General features: G+C 71.5%; 10 protein-coding genes. 5 read left to right on the top strand and 5 right to left on the bottom strand.

Annotated elements, in window-relative coordinates; genetic code table 11:
• Positions 1 to 12: 12 nt before the first annotated feature.
• Both D7V93_RS05940 and D7V93_RS05935 read right to left on the bottom strand, forming a co-directional pair.
• Positions 13 to 960 carry a hypothetical protein gene (locus D7V93_RS05940; RefSeq protein WP_244237132.1) on the bottom strand — a complete coding sequence of 316 codons (948 nt, stop codon included), beginning with the start codon at positions 958 to 960 and terminating at the stop codon, positions 13 to 15.
• A 309-nt stretch (positions 961 to 1,269) separates the two neighbouring features.
• Positions 1,270 to 2,064 carry an intradiol ring-cleavage dioxygenase gene (locus D7V93_RS05935; RefSeq protein ID WP_120642439.1) on the bottom strand — a complete coding sequence of 265 codons (795 nt, stop codon included), beginning with the start codon at positions 2,062 to 2,064 and terminating at the stop codon, positions 1,270 to 1,272.
• A 145-nt stretch (positions 2,065 to 2,209) separates the two neighbouring features.
• Between D7V93_RS05935 and D7V93_RS05930 the strand changes: the two genes are divergently transcribed.
• Positions 2,210 to 2,617, top strand: a complete 408-nt coding sequence (locus tag D7V93_RS05930) for a DUF3224 domain-containing protein (RefSeq protein WP_120642438.1) — start codon at positions 2,210 to 2,212, stop codon at positions 2,615 to 2,617.
• A 59-nt stretch (positions 2,618 to 2,676) separates the two neighbouring features.
• Here the strand turns inward: D7V93_RS05930 and D7V93_RS05925 are convergent, their stop codons facing one another.
• From D7V93_RS05925 to D7V93_RS05915, 3 genes are all read right to left on the bottom strand, one after another.
• A complete protein-coding gene (locus D7V93_RS05925; protein ID WP_120642437.1) occupies positions 2,677 to 3,999 on the bottom strand; it encodes a GON domain-containing protein in 1,323 nt (440 codons plus the stop codon).
• A gap of 207 nt (positions 4,000 to 4,206) precedes the next feature.
• Complete coding sequence (locus D7V93_RS05920; RefSeq protein ID WP_120642436.1) at positions 4,207 to 4,404, bottom strand: hypothetical protein; 198 nt, start codon at positions 4,402 to 4,404, stop codon at positions 4,207 to 4,209.
• A 191-nt stretch (positions 4,405 to 4,595) separates the two neighbouring features.
• Positions 4,596 to 6,674 carry a sodium-translocating pyrophosphatase gene (locus tag D7V93_RS05915; protein WP_120642435.1) on the bottom strand — a complete coding sequence of 693 codons (2,079 nt, stop codon included), beginning with the start codon at positions 6,672 to 6,674 and terminating at the stop codon, positions 4,596 to 4,598.
• Positions 6,675 to 7,005: 331 nt separating this feature from the next.
• On the opposite strand from D7V93_RS05915, the gene D7V93_RS44775 reads away from it, so the two are divergent.
• The 4 genes from D7V93_RS44775 to D7V93_RS05895 form a co-directional block, all read left to right on the top strand.
• Positions 7,006 to 7,665, top strand: coding sequence for a single stranded DNA-binding domain-containing protein (locus D7V93_RS44775; protein ID WP_158623654.1), 660 nt, complete (start codon positions 7,006 to 7,008; stop codon positions 7,663 to 7,665).
• Between the two features lie 100 nt (positions 7,666 to 7,765).
• Positions 7,766 to 15,079 carry a hypothetical protein gene (locus tag D7V93_RS05905; protein WP_120642434.1) on the top strand — a complete coding sequence of 2,438 codons (7,314 nt, stop codon included), beginning with the start codon at positions 7,766 to 7,768 and terminating at the stop codon, positions 15,077 to 15,079.
• Positions 15,076 to 18,084 carry a hypothetical protein gene (locus tag D7V93_RS05900; protein ID WP_120642433.1) on the top strand — a complete coding sequence of 1,003 codons (3,009 nt, stop codon included), beginning with the start codon at positions 15,076 to 15,078 and terminating at the stop codon, positions 18,082 to 18,084. Before D7V93_RS05905 ends, D7V93_RS05900 begins: the two co-directional genes overlap by 4 nt.
• An 8-nt stretch (positions 18,085 to 18,092) precedes the next feature.
• Positions 18,093 to 19,407: hypothetical protein (locus tag D7V93_RS05895; protein WP_147451054.1), on the top strand; the 1,315-nt coding region annotated here is incomplete at its 3' end.

Below are 19,407 nucleotides of genomic sequence, written 5' to 3'. Positions count from 1 at the left end.
GCTGGCTCAGGCTCACGGATGCTTGGAATCGGACCTGGGCGCCTCGCAGGTCCCGCAGTCGGAGGAGCAGCTGTCGTAGGTCCCGCCCCCGCCGCATGACTCGGTGAACTGGCAGGTGCCATCCCCGCATTGGTAGATGTCCTGGGGACGCAGTTGGGTGGTGAGGGGCTCGTAGGTGATGCCGTTGACGACACAGCTCATCCAGAAGCTGTGCGTCTTGTCGCGGGTGCAGACGGTGGCGCACCGGCCCACGTGCTGGAGCGGAGCACACTCCACGCTCCCACCGGGACCTTGAGCGGAGAGCCCGCAGGCCCGAGCGGTGCTCTCCGACTTCTTGAGGACCCGGTCGTTGCCGACGTAGATGCCCTCGGCGGTGAACAGGTTCCCGAAGAAGCACGCCTCGGGCTCCGAGTAGTCGGCGGCCTCGCTGGAGGTCACGGGAATGGCGGCGCCCGTCGCATCACGGCCCCGGACCGAGATGGGAACCGCGACGCCGAACTTGTTGACGTGCGCGGCAAGGCAGGCGGAGAGCCGCTGCTGCTCCGCTACGGTGGCGGCGTTGCCCTGGGCCCAGCCGGTGGCGAGCCCCAGCGCTCCCGGCCAGGAGTAGCTGACGCCCGTGGTGGGATTGGTCCAGACGCGCGTCTGACCGGAAGGCAGTGCGCAGGCAACGACATACTTCATCACCATGTCGGAGTAGGCGACGGACGCATTGCCATTGAACCACGTCGTGAACGAAAGAGCCGACAGCCCATTCGTGGAAAGCCCGTTCGTGGACAGCCCATTCGTGGAAAGCCCATTCGTGGACAGACCGTTCGTGGAAAGCCCATTCGTGGACAGGCCGTTGGACGCCGTGAACGCCTGGGAGAGCCCGCCGCGCTCCAGCGGAGCCGGGTCGTCCAGCTCGCTTCCGACGCAGCCGCCCCCGCCCAGCAGCAGCCCGAGGCACAAGCCCGCCACGACCCGAACCCTGCTCAACGTCATTGTTTTCATTGGCACTCCCCCCACAGGACATCACTTGGCCAGGCCAGCGGCGGATGCCAGACGTCCCCGGAGAGCCGCGATCAGCCACGCCTCGACACAGCCTAGCGAGCACGGCTGCTGTAAACCTCTACCCTCGCGTGAGGGGTTGAATCGACCTGGACCGGTTCCCCCCGCCAAGCAAACAAACCGTCCAATACGTTTTCTGCTCGATTTTCGAGAAAACAGCGCCAGGGTGGTTCTCCCAGGTGCTCAGCACCCCTCCCTGGAGAACCACCGCGGGAGGCGTCAGGTCGTGATGCCCACGACCAGGGTGGCGACGTAGCCGTCGGAGGTGTTGCCGGTGACGGACGCGAGCTGCGAGGACGCGCCGTCGCGGAAGACGTTGTCGCTCGCAAGGCTGATCTGCCCCAGGTTGCGGACGCTCTGGGAGTAGCCCGTGGTGGCGAAGACCTCGTCGCAGACGGCCTCCGGCAGGGCGAGCTGGGACGTGGCCAGCTTGTTGCCGGAGGAGGTGGCCGCGCCCAGGGAGGGATACACCTCGAAGTGGATGTGCGGCCAACGCCCGCTGTAGCAGGCCGGGAAGATGCTGGTGAACGTCACCCGGCCCTCGCTGTCCGTCTCCTGCACCCCGCGCAGGTAGTTCTCCTGGGTGACGCCGGACGAATACATCGAGTACAGGCCCGCGCGGTCGCAGTGCCACAGGTAGATGGCGTGGCCGGCCAGCGGGGTGCAGCCGTCCGTGCTGTCAACCAGGGTGAGGGTGATGGTCAACGGGACGCCCTGCGCGACCCCGCTCGCGCCCGCGATGCTGGAGCGAAGGTCGCTGCGGACGATGCCCGACAGCACCAGGGCGTTGGCTCCGTTGGAGCCGTCACCGGGATAGGGGCCGGCCGTCTCCTCCGGGATCTTCGAACACCCCGAAGCGTCACCGCCGCCGGTGTCCTCACCGCCGCAGCCCACGAGGGGAATGAGGCTGGTGAACGCCATCCACCGCAGCAGCTGCCTGCGGTCCGTGCGCGTCGCCAGCAAGCGCAGGTCCTGCTGGAGTCCCTGGTGATGCGTCCGTTCGTCGTCGCCCATGTGGCAGCCCCCTGACCGAGTGTGTCCACCACGGTAGAGAAGAGGTCTTAAGCAGTTCCTAAGGCGCCCGGGTGTCGCGTTCTTCCAATCCACGGGCGGGGAAATGGCATATCCGTGGCCCCCTGAAACCTGGAGAGGAACGACCATGACGAAGCGTGCGAGTGGACCTTTCGACGTCAAGCTCACCCCCATGGCCCAGGAGGCCGGAGCGGTGGAGGCGGCCCCGGGCCGGCTGGCGCTCGACAAGCGCTATCACGGCGACCTGGAGGCCACGAGCCAGGGGCAGATGCTCGCGGTGCGCACGGCCGTGGAGGGCTCCGCCGGCTACGTCGCGCTGGAGCGCGTCAGCGGGACCCTGCACGGCCGGAGCGGCACCTTCGCGCTCCAGCACTCGGGGACGATGACGCGAGGAGCGCCACAGCTCTCCGTGACCGTCGTGCCGGACTCCGGGACGGGGGAGCTCACGGGACTCTCCGGCTCGATGAACATCGTCATCGAAGCGGGCGGCAAGCACACCTACGACTTCCAGTACACGCTCGCGGACGCGCCGTAGAAGCACGAGCGGCACCAGGGAAGCGATCCTGGTGCCACCCGAGGTGCGGGAGGCCCGGTCTACTGGGGCGCGGCGTAGACGAGGGGCAGGGGCTGCCCGCTCTGGTTGAACGGGTTGAAGCTGCCCACGGGGCCGACCCAACCACAGCCACCGTAGCCCGACAGCGCGACCACCTGGTTCGCCTGGCTGTAGTTGAAGGACCCGCTCGAGGAGATGCCACCGACGCGGAACTGGCCCGGCGCCACCGCGAACGGGGTGCCCCGGAGGTCGACGTTGCCCACGCCCCACGTGGAGCACCCCATCGCCGCGGCGTAGGGCATGGAGGTCACCGGCGCGCCGCCGTGACTGAGCGCCCCGGTGGAGGTGGAGAAGGTCTGGTCCGCCGTGTTCACCCGGAGCGTCACGGGGTCCAGGCGCAGGCGCGTGTACACGGTGCGCACGTGGGTGCCCGGGGAGTTCCCGCCCGCGGTGTACTGGGAGTAGTTGGAGCTGGCGCCGGTCTGCGCGAGCGTGAGGTACTCGGACGGGGTGCCGGCCATGTTCCGGCAATACGCCACCCACGGCTTGAGACCGTCCCTGTTGACATACAACGTGTAGTCGCCGTCAGGGCTGCCCGGCTGGGAGGCCTGGAGGTCCTGGCAGGTCGTGGGCAGGGCATTGGAGCGATACTGGAGCTGGAGCGCCGCGCCGCTCTGGTTGAAGGGGTTGTAGCTGCCCGGAGGGCCCATCCAGCCGCAGGAGCCGCCTCCCGACAGGCCGACCACCTGATCCGCCTCGCTGTAGACCGCGCTGCCCTGGGGACTCGAACCTCCGAGCGAGAGCTGGCCCGGGGCCACCGCGAACGGCGTCCCGCGCAGGTCGACCTGGGCCTGGGCCTGGGTGCTGTTGCAGGACATGCCCACCGCGTAGGGCATGGACGTCACCTGCACCGGGCTGTGCAGGAGGGAGCCCGTGGAGGTGGAGAACGTCGGGTCCGCCGTGTCCACCCGCAGCGTCACGGGGTTGATGCGCAGCCGCGTATAGGAGGTCCGCACCGTGGTGCCGGTCGAGTTCCCGCCCGCGAGGTATTGAGAGTAATTGGAGCCACTCCCGGTCTGCTCCAGGGTCAGGTACTCCTTCGGAGTGCCGGCCATGTCGTGGCACCAGGCGGTCCAGGCGAGGGCGGCCTTCCCACCGACGTACAGCAGATAGGGGCCATCCGGCGCGCTCGGCTGGGCCGTCCGGATGTCCTGGCAGGTCGCGGGCAGCCCCTCCAGCGACTGGGATTGGGACGCGACCCCGGACGGGGCTTCGCTGCCGGCGCCACAGCCGGTGGCGACCGCCGCGAGGCTCAAGAGGAGTGAAACAACAGGGGACGTCTTCGAGGGCTGCTGGGGATTCATGGGTGGAGGGCTCCTGGGGTTGCGGAGCCCTCCCACTTCAAGCGGGGTGCCACGACGTCCGAAGCCCCGGGAGGGCACGAACTTCAAGGCCTTGGGTCTCACCCGAAGTCAGCCCGGCCGAGCGAACGTGCCAGTCCTGGCACGCGCGACGGGAAGCCGCTGGAGACAGCCCTGTCAGGGGCTCACGGACTTGCCGTGCAGCCCGCGTCAGAGGGACGGCTGTTCCTGCCGCAGCAGGGCTTCCACCTGACGCTGGAGGGCCTGCAACTGTTCGAGCTTCGCCCTCAGCTCCCCGCGCATCTCGCGCTGGTCGGTGTGGAGGACCTCGTCGTGCAGCTCCTCGCTGCTTTCGGCCAGGCAGGCGTGGAGGAGGTGGACTTGCTGCGGGGAGAGCTCCAGGACCATGGGACACCTCACTGTCAGCGGAACAGCGGTGGCACTCCTCCCTTGGAGTGTAACCACGCGCTCGCCCACCGCCCCAGGGCCCGGGCCGACAGCGCCTGGCCGGATGTTCGCTGTCCTACAGCAGGGGCTCGAACGGCTGCCAGCCCGGGTGCGGCGCCTTGGGTCCCAAGGCGCCGCGCCGCGAGCGCTGGCTACCGGAGCGCGATGAGGGAGGCCACGAGCAGCGAGACGACGCTCATGACCTTGATGAGGATGGCGACGCCAGGGCCCGAGGTGTCCTTGAACGGGTCGCCCACCATGTCACCGACGACGGCGGCCTTGTGGACCTGCGAGCCCTTCGCGTGGCCCGGCAGCTTGCCCTTCTCGATGTACTTCTTGGCGTTGTCCCACGCGCCACCCGCGTTGGCCATGTAGAGGGCCATCGTGGCGCCGACGACGAGCGCGCCGGCCAGGAGGCCCGCCAGCGCCGAGGGCCCCAGCACGTAGCCCACCAGCGGCGGGGCGACGATGGCGACGAGGCCCGGGAAGATCATCTCGCGCAGCGCGCTCTTGGTCGCGATGTCGACGATCTTCTTGGGATCCGGATCCGCCTTGAGCTCCATCAGCCCCGGAATCTCGCGGAACTGACGGCCGATCTCCTCCACGATGGCGCCCGCGGCGCGACCCACGGCGAGCATCGTCGAGGCGCCCACCAGGAACGGGAGGATGGAGCCCAGCAGCATGCCCACGATGACGTTGGGGTTGGTCAGCAGCAGGCTCATCTCCGGCAGACCGGCGGCGAGGCGCGTGTGGTTGACCTCGAGGTTGAACGCCGAGAAGAGCGCGATGACGGTGAGCGTCGCCGAGCCGATGGCGAAGCCCTTGCCGATGGCCGCCGTGGTGTTGCCCACCGCGTCCAGCTCGTCGGTGATGGCGCGCGTTTCGGGGCCGAGCCCCGACATCTCGGAGATGCCGCCCGCGTTGTCGGAGATGGGGCCGTAGGCGTCCACCGTCATCACGACGGCCGTGCCGCCCAGCATGCCCACGGCCGCCATCGCGATGCCGTACAGGCCGAGCGCCCGGTCCGCGATGTAGGCCACCAGGGCAATGGTGGCCATCGAGATGCCCACGCTCTCCATGCCGACGGCGAGGCCGCGGATGAGGTTGGTGCCCGCGCCCGTGATGGAGGACTCCGCGATGCGCTGCACCGGCGTGGACGAGGTGTAGTAGTCCGTGACGAGGCCGATGATGGCACCGCCGAAGGCGCCCGCGGCCAGCGCCACCGTGATGGCCTGCGAGAGGCCGAACACCTGCATCATCACGTACGACAGCCCCACCAGGATGACGGGGGGCATGATGAGGGCGCTGCGCAGGACCTGCGCGGGGTTCATGTGCTTGAGGGCGCGCGCGATGAAGATGCTCAGCAGGCTGACCACCAGGCCCACCGCGGACAGCACGAGCGGGAGCACCACGCCCGCCACCTTCGCGAGCCCCGTCGACGAGGGGTCCACCACGAGCCGGGAGAGGTCCGACGCATTGGCGGTCAGCGCGATGGCCATCGCGGCGACGAGGGCGGCCACCATGGACTCGTAGATGTCCGCGCCCATGCCGGCCACGTCACCCACGTTGTCGCCCACGTTGTCGGCGATGACGCCGGGGTTGCGCGGGTCGTCCTCGGGGATGTTCTCGATGACCTTGCCGGCGATGTCGGAGCCGACGTCGGCGGCCTTGGTGTAGATGCCGCCGCCCACCCGCGCGAAGAGCGCGATGGAGCTCGCCCCCACGGCAAAGGAGTGGAGGATGGGGGCCAGGTGCGCGTTCCCCTGGAACGCGTAGTAGACGCCGCCCATGCCGATCAGGCCCAGGCCGGCGACCGCGAGCCCCATCACGGCGCCGCCATCCAGGGCGACCAGGAGCGCGTTCGGCTTCGAGCCGGTGCGGGCGGCCTGCGCGGTGCGCACGTTCGCGTACGTCGCGGCCTTCATGCCGATGTAGCCCGCGAGCAGCGACAGGAACGCGCCCAGCACGAAGCTGCCGCTCGCCAGCCAACCCAACGTCAGGCCGATGACCACCGCGATGACCGCGCAGTAGACCGCGAGCACCTTGTACTCGCGGACGAGGAACGCCATGGCGCCTTCGCGGATGTAGCCCGCGATGCGGTTCATCGTCGCGTCACCGTCCGGGAGCGACTTGACGCGGAAGTAGAAGAACGCGGAGAAGAGCAGCCCCACGGCACCGATGACACCCGGTGCGATGGCCCAGAAATTCGACTCGAGACTCGACAACTCCATCCATTCCTCCAGAGCAGTCACGGGGGCGTGACCTCCCCCCAGCGGGCCGCTCGTGTGCCGCGAAATTTGTTGCCGGGGCGTATACGTGATTTCAGCGCACGCCGGGAGACTCCTCGAACTCGCCTGGAGCCCCCTGCACCCCGGGTCCTAGCTCGAGGGTGTCTCCAGGTCGGGGACGGACTCGCGGGCTCAAGAAGCCCGCACTGTCGGTATGTTCCCACCCGCATGAAGCCCACTGGTGGGCATTGAACCCTGCGGCGGGGGTGTGACTGCGCGTGCGAGCCCATCGGCGTACAAGACCGGACGCACCCCGCAGACCCCGGAGCACTCCATGAACAAGGCAGGGACGCAGTGGAAGGTCGGGCTGGCCGCGCTGCTCGCGGTGGTGGTCCTCGCTGTTCCAGGCGCGGTCCTGGCGAAGGGCCCGCACGGCTCCATCGCCGAGGCGCGCCAGCAGCCGCTGGACAGCGTCGTGACGGTCGTGGGCGTGGCGACGTCGTTCACCGGGGGCTTCTTCCCCAATGACAACGGCTTCGCCATCCAGGAGAAGAAGGTCGGCATCTACATCCTCGACTCGCTCGACGCGGACATCCAGGTCGGCCAGGTGGTCCGGGTGACGGGCACGCTGACCCAGTCCTTCGGAGGGGTGCTCAGCGTCGCTCCGACCTCCATCGAGGTGCTGGGCACGGCGAACGTGCCCCAGCCCCACCCGGTGAAGACGGGAGACGTGAGCGAGGAGACGGAGGGCCGACTCGTCCGCATCAAGGGCACCATCGTCAGCGACATCGAGGACGACTTTCCCTATGGGTTCAAGTTCGAGGTGGATGACGGCACCGGCCCCACCACCGTGTTCGTCAATGCGGGCACGGGCATCGACGTGAGCGGGCTGGAGCAGGGCCAGCGCGTCGTCATCCAGGGCTTCAGTGGAGAGTTCCTCGGGGAGTACGAAGTGGACCCCGTGTTCCCGGAGGACATCCGCGTCCTCCCCTGAGGGAGAGGGCTCCGCGAGCCCCCCGACAGTGACGCCACCCCGGGGGGACGTGGCAGCGGACAGGTGAGGGCTCCACCATGCCGGCCCCTGGGGGTTGGGAATGGCGGACCTGCGCAGGGGCATCAGCATCCTCGACCTCATCGGCTGGGCACCTCCGGGCTCGCCCTCCATGGTGCCCGCCGAGGTCGCCCGGGTGCTCGAGCAGCTGGCGGTGCTCGACGTCCGAACGCTGGAGAGCCAGAGCGCCTTCATCCATCAGGGCACCCTGCGCTCCCCCCTGGGCGCCCTGCCCCCCCACGCCGGACGTGAGGTCGACACCTCCGACCTTCGCTACGGCGTCCCCTTCCAGCTCGCCTTCCGGCGCGCCACGCCGGGTGCCGGGCAGACCGTGGAGCCCACGCCCACGGGCTTCACGCTCGACCTGCTGTTGAACCGGGTGTCGGTGCCCATGCCCTTCACCGCCGCCCAGCTGGTGCCGGCGGAGGGCGTCCACCCCGCGCACCTGATCAAGGACGCGAATGGCCGCAAGGCCCGGCTGGTCGCCAGCGGCGTCTACCGCTTCGAGCTGCGCCCCGACGGCGGCTTCGACACCGGGTTCGTGGACAGCCCCGACCCCTTCGACCCGGACGCGCCCGCGGGCGCCGTCTTCCAATGCTGGTTCGAGCCGCCCCATTTCGTCATGGGGAACGTCGGCGTCACGGTCCGCAAGGTCGTCATCGACAGCTCCACCGCCGTCACCCCCGACGCCGTGCTGGCCCGCGGACAGGGTGCCTCCTGGCAGGGCATCGCCCTCGAGGAGGCCACGTTCTACTTCCCGGGAGACACGCCCGTCCTCGGCCGCGCCTCCCTGGGCATCAAGGACCTCCTCCTCGGCAGCCCCTTCGGCCTCCAGCTCGAGGTGAACGCGGAGCTCGGCCGCGACCTCGCCGCCCACACGGATCCGCTCGCCGGAAAGGTCCAGCTCTTCGCCGAGGGCAACCCCACCGCCCTGCCCCTCACGAAGCTGGACACCCGCCGCTTCAGCGTCGCCGTGCCAGCAGACGCGCCCCCGCGCGTGCGAGCCCACCTGCCCCAGCCGCCCCAGGGGCTCGAGGTGAGCTGGGTCCTGCCCGATGCAAGCACCGCCACGGGGCTGACCTCGCCGGACTTCGTCGCCCTGCCCGGCCAGGAGCTGAGGCTCGAGGCCCGGCTTCGCGACGATGACGGCAAGCCCCTCGGCCTGGGCACGACCACCTTCGTCTTCGTCAACAACAGGCCCGAGCAGGGGCCCCGCATCGACCTGCGCCTCGGCCCCGGCAGGCGCGTGCTCAACGTCCTCCATGTGAGCGGCACCCCCGCGGAGCTGGCGGGCCTGGTGTTCAGCACCAGCGACGACAGCCGGACGGAGTGGCGCTGGGACCTGTCGGGCGAGCGCGCCACGTTCACGGGCTCCACCTTCACCCTCGGCGCGCTCAACCAGCTCCCTGGCCCCATCGTCCGGGGGACCCTGGGCTACCACCTGCTGAGAGCCCGCTCGGGCGCCCACCAGCGGCGCGTCCTCATCCAACTGCTCGAGCGCGGCGAGCTCGTCATCGGCTGCGAGGCCGGCATCTTCCTGCGCGACGGCACCCGGCTGAAGGCGCTCGCGGTCGAGCCGGCCCACTCGCTGCGCAGCTGGCACTCGGTGCACGCCCTCCAGCCGGCCGAGGGCGTGGCGCGGCTCGGGGTGGGAGGCACCGCCGAGGTGAAGTCCGACACGGTCGCGCGCGTCACCGTGAAGACGGGCCTCACGACCCCGGAGCCCGGGAACGGGCCGCCCCCTACCTCCACACCGGAGCGCCCCTCGGACGCCACCTTCAGCCTCTTCATGGCGCATGGGGGTGAGGAGCCCCTGTTCCTGGAGGGTGGCGCCCGGGGCTCACCCGAGGGCTTCCGGGGCGCGCTCGCCGACTTCGCGCGGCCCTGGCATGCGTACGACGCCAACGTGCGGTTCCTCATCGTGGGCCGGACCAACGACCTCGGCTCGGATGGCTTCAACACGCCCCTGGCGGGGCGGCGCGCGCAGGGCGTGGGGGCGCTGCTCACGCAGGCGCTCGCGGAGGCGGGCATTCCCGCCACCACTCCCGCGGGCAACCGCATCCTCCTGCGCGGCGAGTTCGATCCGCTGCTCCCGGGCGAGGCGGTGCTCCCGGGCTACTACGCCTTCGACGCGTCCCTCGTGCCGACAGGGCTCGACGTCGCGTTCCCCACGACGCCGTTCGTCGGCGGGCTGATGGAGCACCTGTACGCGGGGAAGCTCGGCAGTGACGACCCGGCGAAGAAGGTGGCGAACCAGGCGCGCCCGCCCCGCCCCGACTACCGCCGGGCCACCGTCTACGCCCACAGCACGAAGCCCCTGGAACCCGCGCCGGGGCCGCAGCCGGAGCCGGACTCGCTGCCGGAGCTGGAGCGCGAGGTCTACGTGCCCGGCACGGACTGGACCCCCACCGCGCCCGCGGCGCCGTCCGACCCCAGCTATCCCTACGCCGTCCGAGCCCGCGTCATCTGGGACAGCCCGCAGGTCAATGACCGCGCCGATGCCACCCCTACCCTGGTGGAGGTCTCCGTCACCTGGGTCCAGCAGGGGCTGCCGCTCCCCGAGGATCCGACGTCGGTGCAGGACCCCGCGAACCCGGACCCGAACACCCCGCGGCGGCTCGTGGAGTTGCAGGACGCGCGCGGGACGCGGGCCGACGAGCACACGATGCTCGGGCGCTTCACCCATGACGTGCGCAGCGGAGAGACGCTCCTCACCCTGCGCTTCGACTCGCGCGGCGAGCCCTCGGGGTGGCGGCGCACGAATGATCCGCTCACCGCCACGACGCTGGCGCTCGCGCCGGGCCTGCTGCCCGGGCTGTCGGCCGCCGGCCTCGACAACCTGGGCGCGCGCATGCTCGCGCTGCTGTCCGCTTCCGCGCTGCTCACCCGGGCGGTGCCCTCGGCGGAGACGGTGCTCCACTCCGTGGAGGCGGAGTTCCGCATGCTCGGGCTCGGCGAGTTGGAGGACTCGCGCTTCCGCTTCACCGTGGACTACAGCGTCGCGCTCCACGTGGACGCGCTGGGCGTGAAGACCCAGGAGCCGCTCCAGCTTCGCTACCGCGGCGTCGGCGTGCTCGTGGACACGCGCCTGTCCTTCCCTGACAACCTCAGCCTCGTCTTCGAGGACGCCGACATCGACGTGGAGGACCCTGGACGCTGGAGCATGCAGGGGGCCCTGGGGCAGTTGCTGCGCGTCACCAGCGCACGGGTGGGCGCGGGCTCCTCGTGGGTGGAGCTGGATCTGGGCTTCGCGCTCGACCTGGGCGTGGTGCGCGTCTCCGGCGCCACGCTGCGCCTCACCTTCAGCGGGGGGAATGTGGACGTGGCCCTGCGCGGCCTGGACGTGAGCGTCCGCGTGCCCGGGGTGCTGGAGGGCCAGGGCCGGCTGGCGCGCGACGCGGACGGGGGCCTGCGCGGCGCCGTGCAGCTCCAGGTCATCCCCGCGGGCATCTCCTGCGCCGGGGCCGTGGCCTTCGGGGACCAGGGCTTCTTCACCGTGCAGGTGGACACCACCTTCTCCACGCCCATCCCCCTCTTCACCACCGGCCTGGGCCTCTTCGGCTTCTCCGGCCGCTTCGTCTCCAACGGCGCGCGCAACCTCGCCGCGCTCCCCGCAGGCGACGTGGTGGAGCGCGAGCTCGGCTGGTACCGACTGCCCCCGGAGCAGAAGTACGTCCCCAAGCGGGGCCAATGGGCGCTGGGCCTGGGCGCCGTGGTGGGCACCCTGGCCGACCAGGGCTACAGCTTCCACGCGCGCGGCATGCTCGCGCTGCAACTGCCCGACCTGTCCGTGGTCTTCGGCGTCGACGGGCGCTTCCTCAGCCGGCCCGAGCCCGCCACCGAGCGGGACAAGGATCCGACGGGAGACACCTCGGCCCGGCTGCTCGGCCTGCTCGCGGTGGACTCCAGCGGCGTGGTGCTGGGCATCCGTGGCACCTACGACTGGCGGCGGCTGTTGCGCGTGGACGTCCCTGTGTCCGGCTTCTTCCCTCGGGCCTCGGGACCCGCGGCGTACCTGCGCGTGGGCGCGGACGGCTTCGAGGGCCGCACCGGCCAGCCCGTCCGCACGGTCATCCTGCCCGGCCGCCTCGATGCGGAGTCCTCCACCTTCCTGATGATCGAGGAGCGCGGCCTCAAGAACCTGGGCGGGCGCGCCGAGCTGTCCTTCGACGGCTTCTCCGTGGGCTTCGGCTCCCTCTACGAGATGGACTGGGGCAACGGCGTCCTCGGCCTGCGTGCCATGGCGGAGATGCTCGCCGGCATCGGCACCAACCCGCTGACGCTGGGCGCCGCGGTGCGCGTCGAGGGCGAGGCGCGCTTCCTCGGACTGAGCGCCGGCCTCAGCGGCGAGCTGGGCTTCCGCTACGTGGACGTCAGCGGGGGCGCGGACGTGATGCAGCTGCGCGGCCGCATCTGCGGCAGGGTCGGCTTCTGGCGCTTCAAGAAGAAGGTCTGCGGCGACGTGAGCATCGGCGACGGGGACAGCACGGTGCCCCCACCGCCGCCCGTCAGCGGCCTGGACCTGGTCACCCCGCAGCAGCGCCGCATCGGCCAGGCCTCGACGACGGCGGGTCAGGGCGCCACGGTGTGGCCGGACGCCATCCCCGTGCTGCACTTCACCAGCCCGGTGACGCTGGCGCTGGATACGGCGACCCACTTCCGGCCGCCTCCGCTCGACGGCTCGGCCTGGGTGGGCCAGGGGGAGGTGCGGCATGCCTACCGCGTGCGCTCCATTCGCCTGCGCGGGCCGAGCGGTCCGGTCTCCCCGAGCCTGGACGCGCTCTGGGTGCTGCCCTCGCACCGGCCCTCGCTTCCGCAGGAGGGCGAGGCGTCTCTGGGGGACGGCGCGAGGGATCTCCAGCTCATCGTGGGCGAGCCCTACCGGTGGGCCTACAACCTCCTGGAGAGCGGAGGCCCGCTGCTGCCTGGAGATCCGGTGGAGAGCCTGGTGCGCCTGTGCAAGCCCTCACCGGCGGCGCTCCCGGCGAGTGCCGTCGGCCAGGCGGCCCGGCGGCTCGACGATGACAAGGTGCTCCTGCCTCCCCACGCTCCGAGCGCGCCGCCGTTCTCCTCGCGGGTGTCCGCCGTCGTCACCGAGTTCCTCACCGCCGGGACGCCGCTGGCGAGCAGCCTGGACGACCTCCTCTCCCAGGGCATCGAGGTCACCGTCAGCACGGTGCGCGCGCTCCCCACGGCCTACGGGAGCGGCGCCCCCGCGCCCATCGTGAGCGCGGCCTGGGAGCCGACGTCCTTCCGGGACCGGACCCTCTTCGCGGGACAGGCCGGGATGGACGTGCGCTTCGCCTCGCCGCTGCTCCAGCCCCAGGTCGTGCTGGCCCTGGTCCGACGTGACGACGAACAGACGGGCCAACGCAGCCGCGCCCACCGCTACCACGACCTGTCGGTGGGCCTGCAGTCCACGGACCTCATGCACGAAGGCCAGCGGTACCTGTCCCTCTCGGGCCCCGACGGAGTGGAGGCAATGAAGGTCCTGGAGACGGTGCCCACCGACCGCCATGCGATTGCCTTCGGGCATGGCGGCATCGAGATCCGCCTGAACAAGGTCGCCTCCCGGGTCCGGGTGACCTTCTACGTGCTGCACCGGACGGACGACGACGTCCAGCCCGGCGGCGACATCACGCTGCAAGCGCTGAGGTTCAACAACACCGTCATCGGCACGGCCCATCGCCAGATTGAAATCGCGAAGGACCTCACCCTCTTCCTCACCAGCAGCACGGCGAACATCGTCAAGGTCCGGCTCACCGGGGGCCATGGCTTCTGCACCCTCGTCGAGCTGCGCTACGAGTTCGAGGGCCCCTCGTCCCTCAGCGGGCTGACGGACGTGGAGACCAGCCTGCCGCAGCTCATGGGCACGCGCGTGGACGGAACCCAGGTCGCCTGGAACTCCCAGCTCGTCGGCAATCCCCCGCCCGGCCACACGATGGTCCGCTACCAGCCCCCGCCGGGCGCAACGTGGCGTTCGGTCCGGCTTCCCCCCTGCAAGGGCCGGCACCTCGCGCTGCTCAGTGTCTCCGGCGTCACGCAGGAGGCGGAGCTGCGGCGACAGCGGGACCAGGCGTCACGCCAGGCGCAGGTGACGCAGTGGAACGAGCTGGCCCTGCGGACATTGGGGCGGCCCCTGCTGGAGGCCAACACCCCCTACACGCTCGAGGCCCACTGGGACGTCCAGACCTGGTCGCGCCGCACCAGCGGGGGTGAGCTCACCGAGCAGCTCGAACCTCCGGCGGATCCCTGGGCCGCGCCCGGCCCGATGCACTCCGCCACCACCGCGTTCCACTTCCGCACCGCGCCCGCGGTGGCGTCACTGTCCGCGCCACCGCCCGACGTCACGAACGAGACGACGTTCGATCCGCGCAACCTGTCGCGCTACCTGCTGGGACTGGACCCGGGCGACGCCAGCGCCCCGCACTTCCCGGACGCCCCGCTGCGGGTGCACTTCCAGGTGGAGCACGTGAGCCGGCTGCTCGGGAAGTACGGCCGCACCCTGGCCGTGCGCCTCCGACGCACCGACCCGCCCGCGGGGACGGTGGACGCGGGCCAGCAGGCCCTACCGGACCTGGGCCAGGGCGTGCCCGCCACCTGGGAGCCGCTCCCCATCGAGGCCCTGCAGCCCCTGCAACGGCGCCTCCAGGACCTCGCCACGCGCGCGCCCTGCCTGAAGGTGCCGCGGTTCGACGGCAGCACCCTGGTGGTCCGGCCCACGCTCGTGCCGGGCGCGGCCTACGAGCTTCAGCTCGCGGCCCCGCTCCTCTCCGCGCCCCACGCGGCCGACGCACCCCTCTTCGCCCAGGCGTTGATCCGCGCCTCGCGCTACCCCAGCCCCCGCGCGCTGCTCGACGCGCTGGGGCTGACGGAGCCGCTCCCAAGTCCCTTCCTCCCCTCGGAGGTGGCGGTGGCCGCCGCCGTGCCTGGCACGCCGCTGCTCGACGATGACCGCGCGCTCGAGGACACGCTGGCCGTGCTTGGGTTGGATCCGTGGCCGGCCCCGCGCGAGCCCCGCGTGGTGCTGCTGATGCAACCGGGGACACCCTTCCGCCTCGTGGGCCTCCTCCTGGAAGCGGAGGAGCCGCTGCACCGGCCCGGCAGGCTTGAGCTCCAGCAGGCCTCGCTCCACCGGCTCACGGCCAACGGTGCCCCCGTGCTGGAGGCCGCGCTCTCCGTCGTCCGGAGGGACCGCGCGGGGACGCGCCTGCTGCTCGCGCCGGTCAGTCCGCTTCCCATCGACGCGGCCAGCCGGCTGCTCGACATCACGCTGATCCGCGGCGGCGTACAGCTTCGCGGCCGTCGCCTCGTGTTCGCACAGGGGTCCGCCCTCGCCCTGGAGGTGCTCGGATGAGCCCCGCCAACCTCGACAGCATCCAGGCCTACGTCCTCGCCGCGCCCGACGAGCTGGGGGGACTGGCCATGGACCCCGGCACGGCCCCGCACCTGGACGGAGCGGGGCTCTACTTCCGGCTGCTGCCGCACCCGGAGATGGCCCTTCCCCGCACGCACCTGCGGGTGTTCCGTCACAACCTGGGCTTCCCCGCGACCTCGCTGATCCGTCGCGACATCGACTGGCGTGACGCCAATGGCAATCCCCTGTTCCCGCCGTTCAACGTCAGTACCGGCAGCCCCGTCACCGGCTACCTGCCGGAGACGGGGACGTGCACCTGGCTCACGGTGGAGACGGACAACCTGGTCAACCTGACCCTGGACGCCTACGCCTTCACCCCGACGGGCCGCACCCTGGTCGTGAGCAAAGCGGGGTCGCCCTACACGGTGACCGCGACGCCCATCAACGCCATCGTGCTCACGGGGAAGACCACCGTGACGGAGGTGCGCTGGCTCGCGGCCCAGGACGTGCTCGACGCGGCCCGGGACGCGAACACGCCGCTCTGGCGGCGCATGGCCCTGCCCATCCCCAGCGGCACCTTCTACCAGGGCATCACCGATGCGAATGCCCAGGCCGTCGCGCGGCTCTTGCGCACCGCACCTCGGCGACGGGGCATGGACGAATCACCGGAGGCCGTGGAGCCCGCGAGCTGCCCCACCGCCACGCCCCAGGAAGAGCAGACGCGCCTGGCGGCGCTCATCCCCGAGATCAACAGTCGCCTCCAATCCCTCATCAACACCGCCACGCCCGAAGCGCTGAACGAGAGCAAGCCGCTCAACGGCCCCGGGGGAGGCGGGGCGAACAACGCGCTGACGATGGGAACGCTCTCGCTGCTGTACCAGGCGCTCCATGACCCGGGCATCGCGAGCTGGGTGGGCCTGTTCGACGCGGACCTGTCACCACCGACGACGACGGCCGGGAACGTGGTGGCCTACATCATCGCGGGCACCTGGCGCTCGCGACACCCGCCCATCGACGTCGAGCCCCTCGTGTCCACCGGCGACGCTTCCGCGCCGTCCACCCGCGCGTTGTTCGAGCCCACCGAGATGGCCGTGGTGCTGTGCGCCGCGGTGGCCCGCACGCCCGCCGCGCCCCCGGCCCCCACGCTCGGGCCCGTGCGGCTCGGGCCCTGGATGCCCCGCGCCGTGCCACAGGCCCGGCGGCAGGTGGTGGTCCCGGTGAGCAACCTCCTCGATGGCGGCACCGTCTCCTTCATCCGCGGCGAAGGCTCCACCTTCACGAGCCTGCACCGGGTGGCAGGGGGACGCGCCCGCCCGCTGGTGCCGAACCGACTCACCGAACCGACGCGCGGCGAGCTGGTGGACACCACCGCGCCCGCTGGCCAGGTCACGTACCGCGTCGCACAGCGAGACCTCATCGGCCGCTGGGGCGCCGTCGGTGCGGTGACGGCCGCGGCCCTCGCGAGGCCCCCACCGCCCGCGCCCACGCTCCGCGTCGACTATGTGCAGCCCCCGGTTCCCTCGCCCATGCCGCTGGGGATGCTCTCGGGGACGCTGCGCGTGCGCGTGCCGGTGCCCGCGCCTGGAGCGCTGGCGCCAGGCGCGAACCTGCTCGACCGGGTGGAGGTCACCCTCGACGGCGTCCCCTCCGTGCAGAACGTGGGCACGGCGACGCAGCTGTCCTTCGACCTTCCGGGTCCGCCCCTCGAGCGCGCCGGTCGGCGCGAGGTCACCCTGGTGGCCGGCTTCGTGGACACGGGCGGCGCGGCTTCAGCCAACTCGGAGCCCCAGCGGCTGGTGTTGAGAGACCCGCGCTCGGCCCTCACACCCGCGGTGGCCCCGGGCCTGCGCTTCACCACCCGCCCCGACGCCACGGGCCGCGCGCGCGTGCGGCTCGCCTTCACCACCGCCACGGGCCAGCGCGCCTTCCGGCTGTTCTACTCGGATGAGCGGCGCCTGCTGCACCACCTCCGGCGGCTCGTCGAGCTGGCCGGTCCCGAGGCGCCGCGGGCCCGGGCCGCGCTCGACGCACTGGCTGTCGCCTCCGACGCGGCCTCACGCGCGCCCCTGTTCGAGCGCGAGGCGTCCCTCTTCGGCAGGGAGCTCTTCGAGCCCGTGGGAGCGCCCATCGACGCTCCGGCCACGCCCGGCGAACAGCGCCTGGAGCACGACCTGCCCGCGTCCCTGCTCGTGCTCTCGTTCTACCGGGTTGTCTCCGTGAGCGAGGCCCAGGTGGAGTCTCCCTTCTCCGAGTCCATCCTGGTGCCGGTGGCGGTGCTCCGCGACGACAGCCCGCAGCGGCCGGTGCTGGAGGTCTCCGCCCGGCCCGAGCAACCCGGCCAGCCGCTGACCGCGCGGGTGCGCATCCGCGTGCCCCGAGGCACCTTCACTGCCGCGGAGTTCCGCCTGCTGCGCGGAATCGAAGGGGGCCAGGACATCAACCGCATGGTGGTGGTGACCCAGGGCCCCATTGCCCCGGCCTCCGGGCCCGACGGCATGCAGGAGGTGGAGTTCTCCGACACGGGCGCGTCCCCGCTGTCACCCGCGAAGACGCTGCGTCCCTTCCTCCGCTACACGTGGCGTGCGCAGGTCCGCGCCGCGCCCGCGCCGGGAGGAGGACCGCCGGCCGCATGGAGCGAGCCCAGCGCCCTGGTGGCCACCACCTTCGTGCCGCAGCTTCCTCCCGAGCCGGTGACGGGGCTGACGGTCCAGCAGCAGGCCACCCCGGCCCAGCTGCGCTTCGGTCACGAGGACCCGCTGTTGGATGGGGGGCCGGTGGGCCGCTACGTCTTCGAAGTCGACCGGCAGCTGCCGGGTGAGCAGCTCGAGCGCATCAAGACGCTCCATGCGGACCTGCCGCAAGCGTCGGGCGGGCGCGGCGCGGACGGGCTGTTCCGCGTGACGGACACCCGGGTCGTCCCCGTGGGGACCCGCTACCGCGTATGCCTGCGCGACCCGATGGGGCGCACGAGCCCGCCCGTCCTCTGCACCCTGGAAAGCCCCTGAGGAATGCCATGCCCCCGCTGATTCCTTCCTCCGAGCAGCTCGGGCTGGTGTCGCCCGCCCTGGGCCCGTGGTTCAACAACCCGCTCGGCGCCCTCCCCGCGCCGGGTGACGACCTGTCCGTGTCCCTGACGTTGCCGGCGGGGATGGCGTGGCTTCCTCCCGCCACGGGCACCCTGTCCATGCACGTCCAGACGGCCCCACAGTCGCTGCAGCGGCCCTCGCCCCGCCTGCTGCGAGGCGTGGATGGTGGCGCCGCGCCCTTTGGCACCGGCCACCTCGTGGCCCTCTTCACCCTGCTGCCCGAGGTGGAGGCCCGCCTCGATGCGCTGCTGAGCGGCGTCCTCGGCCCGCCGGATGGGCGAGCGCCCACGGCCGGGACCCGCTCCCGGGCCCGCGTGCGCACGCTTGCCATTGAGTTGCTTGAGCCCGCCGCGCTCAACACGAACCGCTGGGACGTGGACCCCACGCTGGTGGGACTCGGCAATGCCTCGCAGCAGGCGCAAGTACTGGGCCTGAAGTTGGAGACGGGTACGGCGCTGATCAACGGTCCGCTGCCCATGTCGGACCTCAAGCGCGCAGGACGCATCAATGGCGTGTTCCAGCCGCTGCTGGTTGCCCGAGCGAGCCTGCCGGTGAAGCTCTGGGCCTTCGATTTTCGCGGGCGCCCCGTCGATGCGGGCGCGGTCGCCGCGTGGTGGCAGCAGCTCGCCAACGCCTTCCTGGTGCCCGGCTCCGCGAACACGCTGTGGGCCTCGGGCCTCGTCGGCACGGATCAGCGCACGCAGGCCGTCCAGGACGCGCGCACCGTCCACCTGGTCAACGCGCACCTGGCCGCGCCCATCGACGGCCTGGACACCCTGACGACCAACGCCACCGGCACCGGTCAGGTTCGCCGCGCCACGGGCTCGGGGGCCGTGAGCATGGGCCTGCCCGCGCCAGTGCCGAATGCCCCGTTCCGGCGCCTCGGGCTGCTGCCCCAGGGGCGCATGGGGACCAGCGTGCAGCTCTGGCCCGCCACGGCCACGGCTCCCGCCCGGGACTTCGTGCGCGTGGCCCTGGTCGACGTGGAGCAGCACCTGCTGGGGCACGCCCGCTCGACGAACGCCGTCATGACGCGCACCACGCCGCCCGTTCAACCGTCCCCGTCGCCGGTGCTCCTCGACACCACCGACGAGGTGGTGGGCGCCATGCTGCAGACGCTCTCCGGAACCGGCGAGCGGACCCTCCTGTGCTCCACCGTGGAGCGGGACCTCGGGACGCTGCTCCCGCCGCCCCTCGTCCCCGGCACGGCACCCATCACCTTCCCCCTGCTGAGCGGAGAGG

The organism is Corallococcus llansteffanensis (assembly GCF_003612055.1).
GTDB classification, from domain to species: Bacteria; Myxococcota; Myxococcia; order Myxococcales; family Myxococcaceae; genus Corallococcus; species Corallococcus llansteffanensis.
Note: the sequence above shows the minus strand (reverse complement) of the source record. Positions and strands in the feature narration are given on the sequence as shown.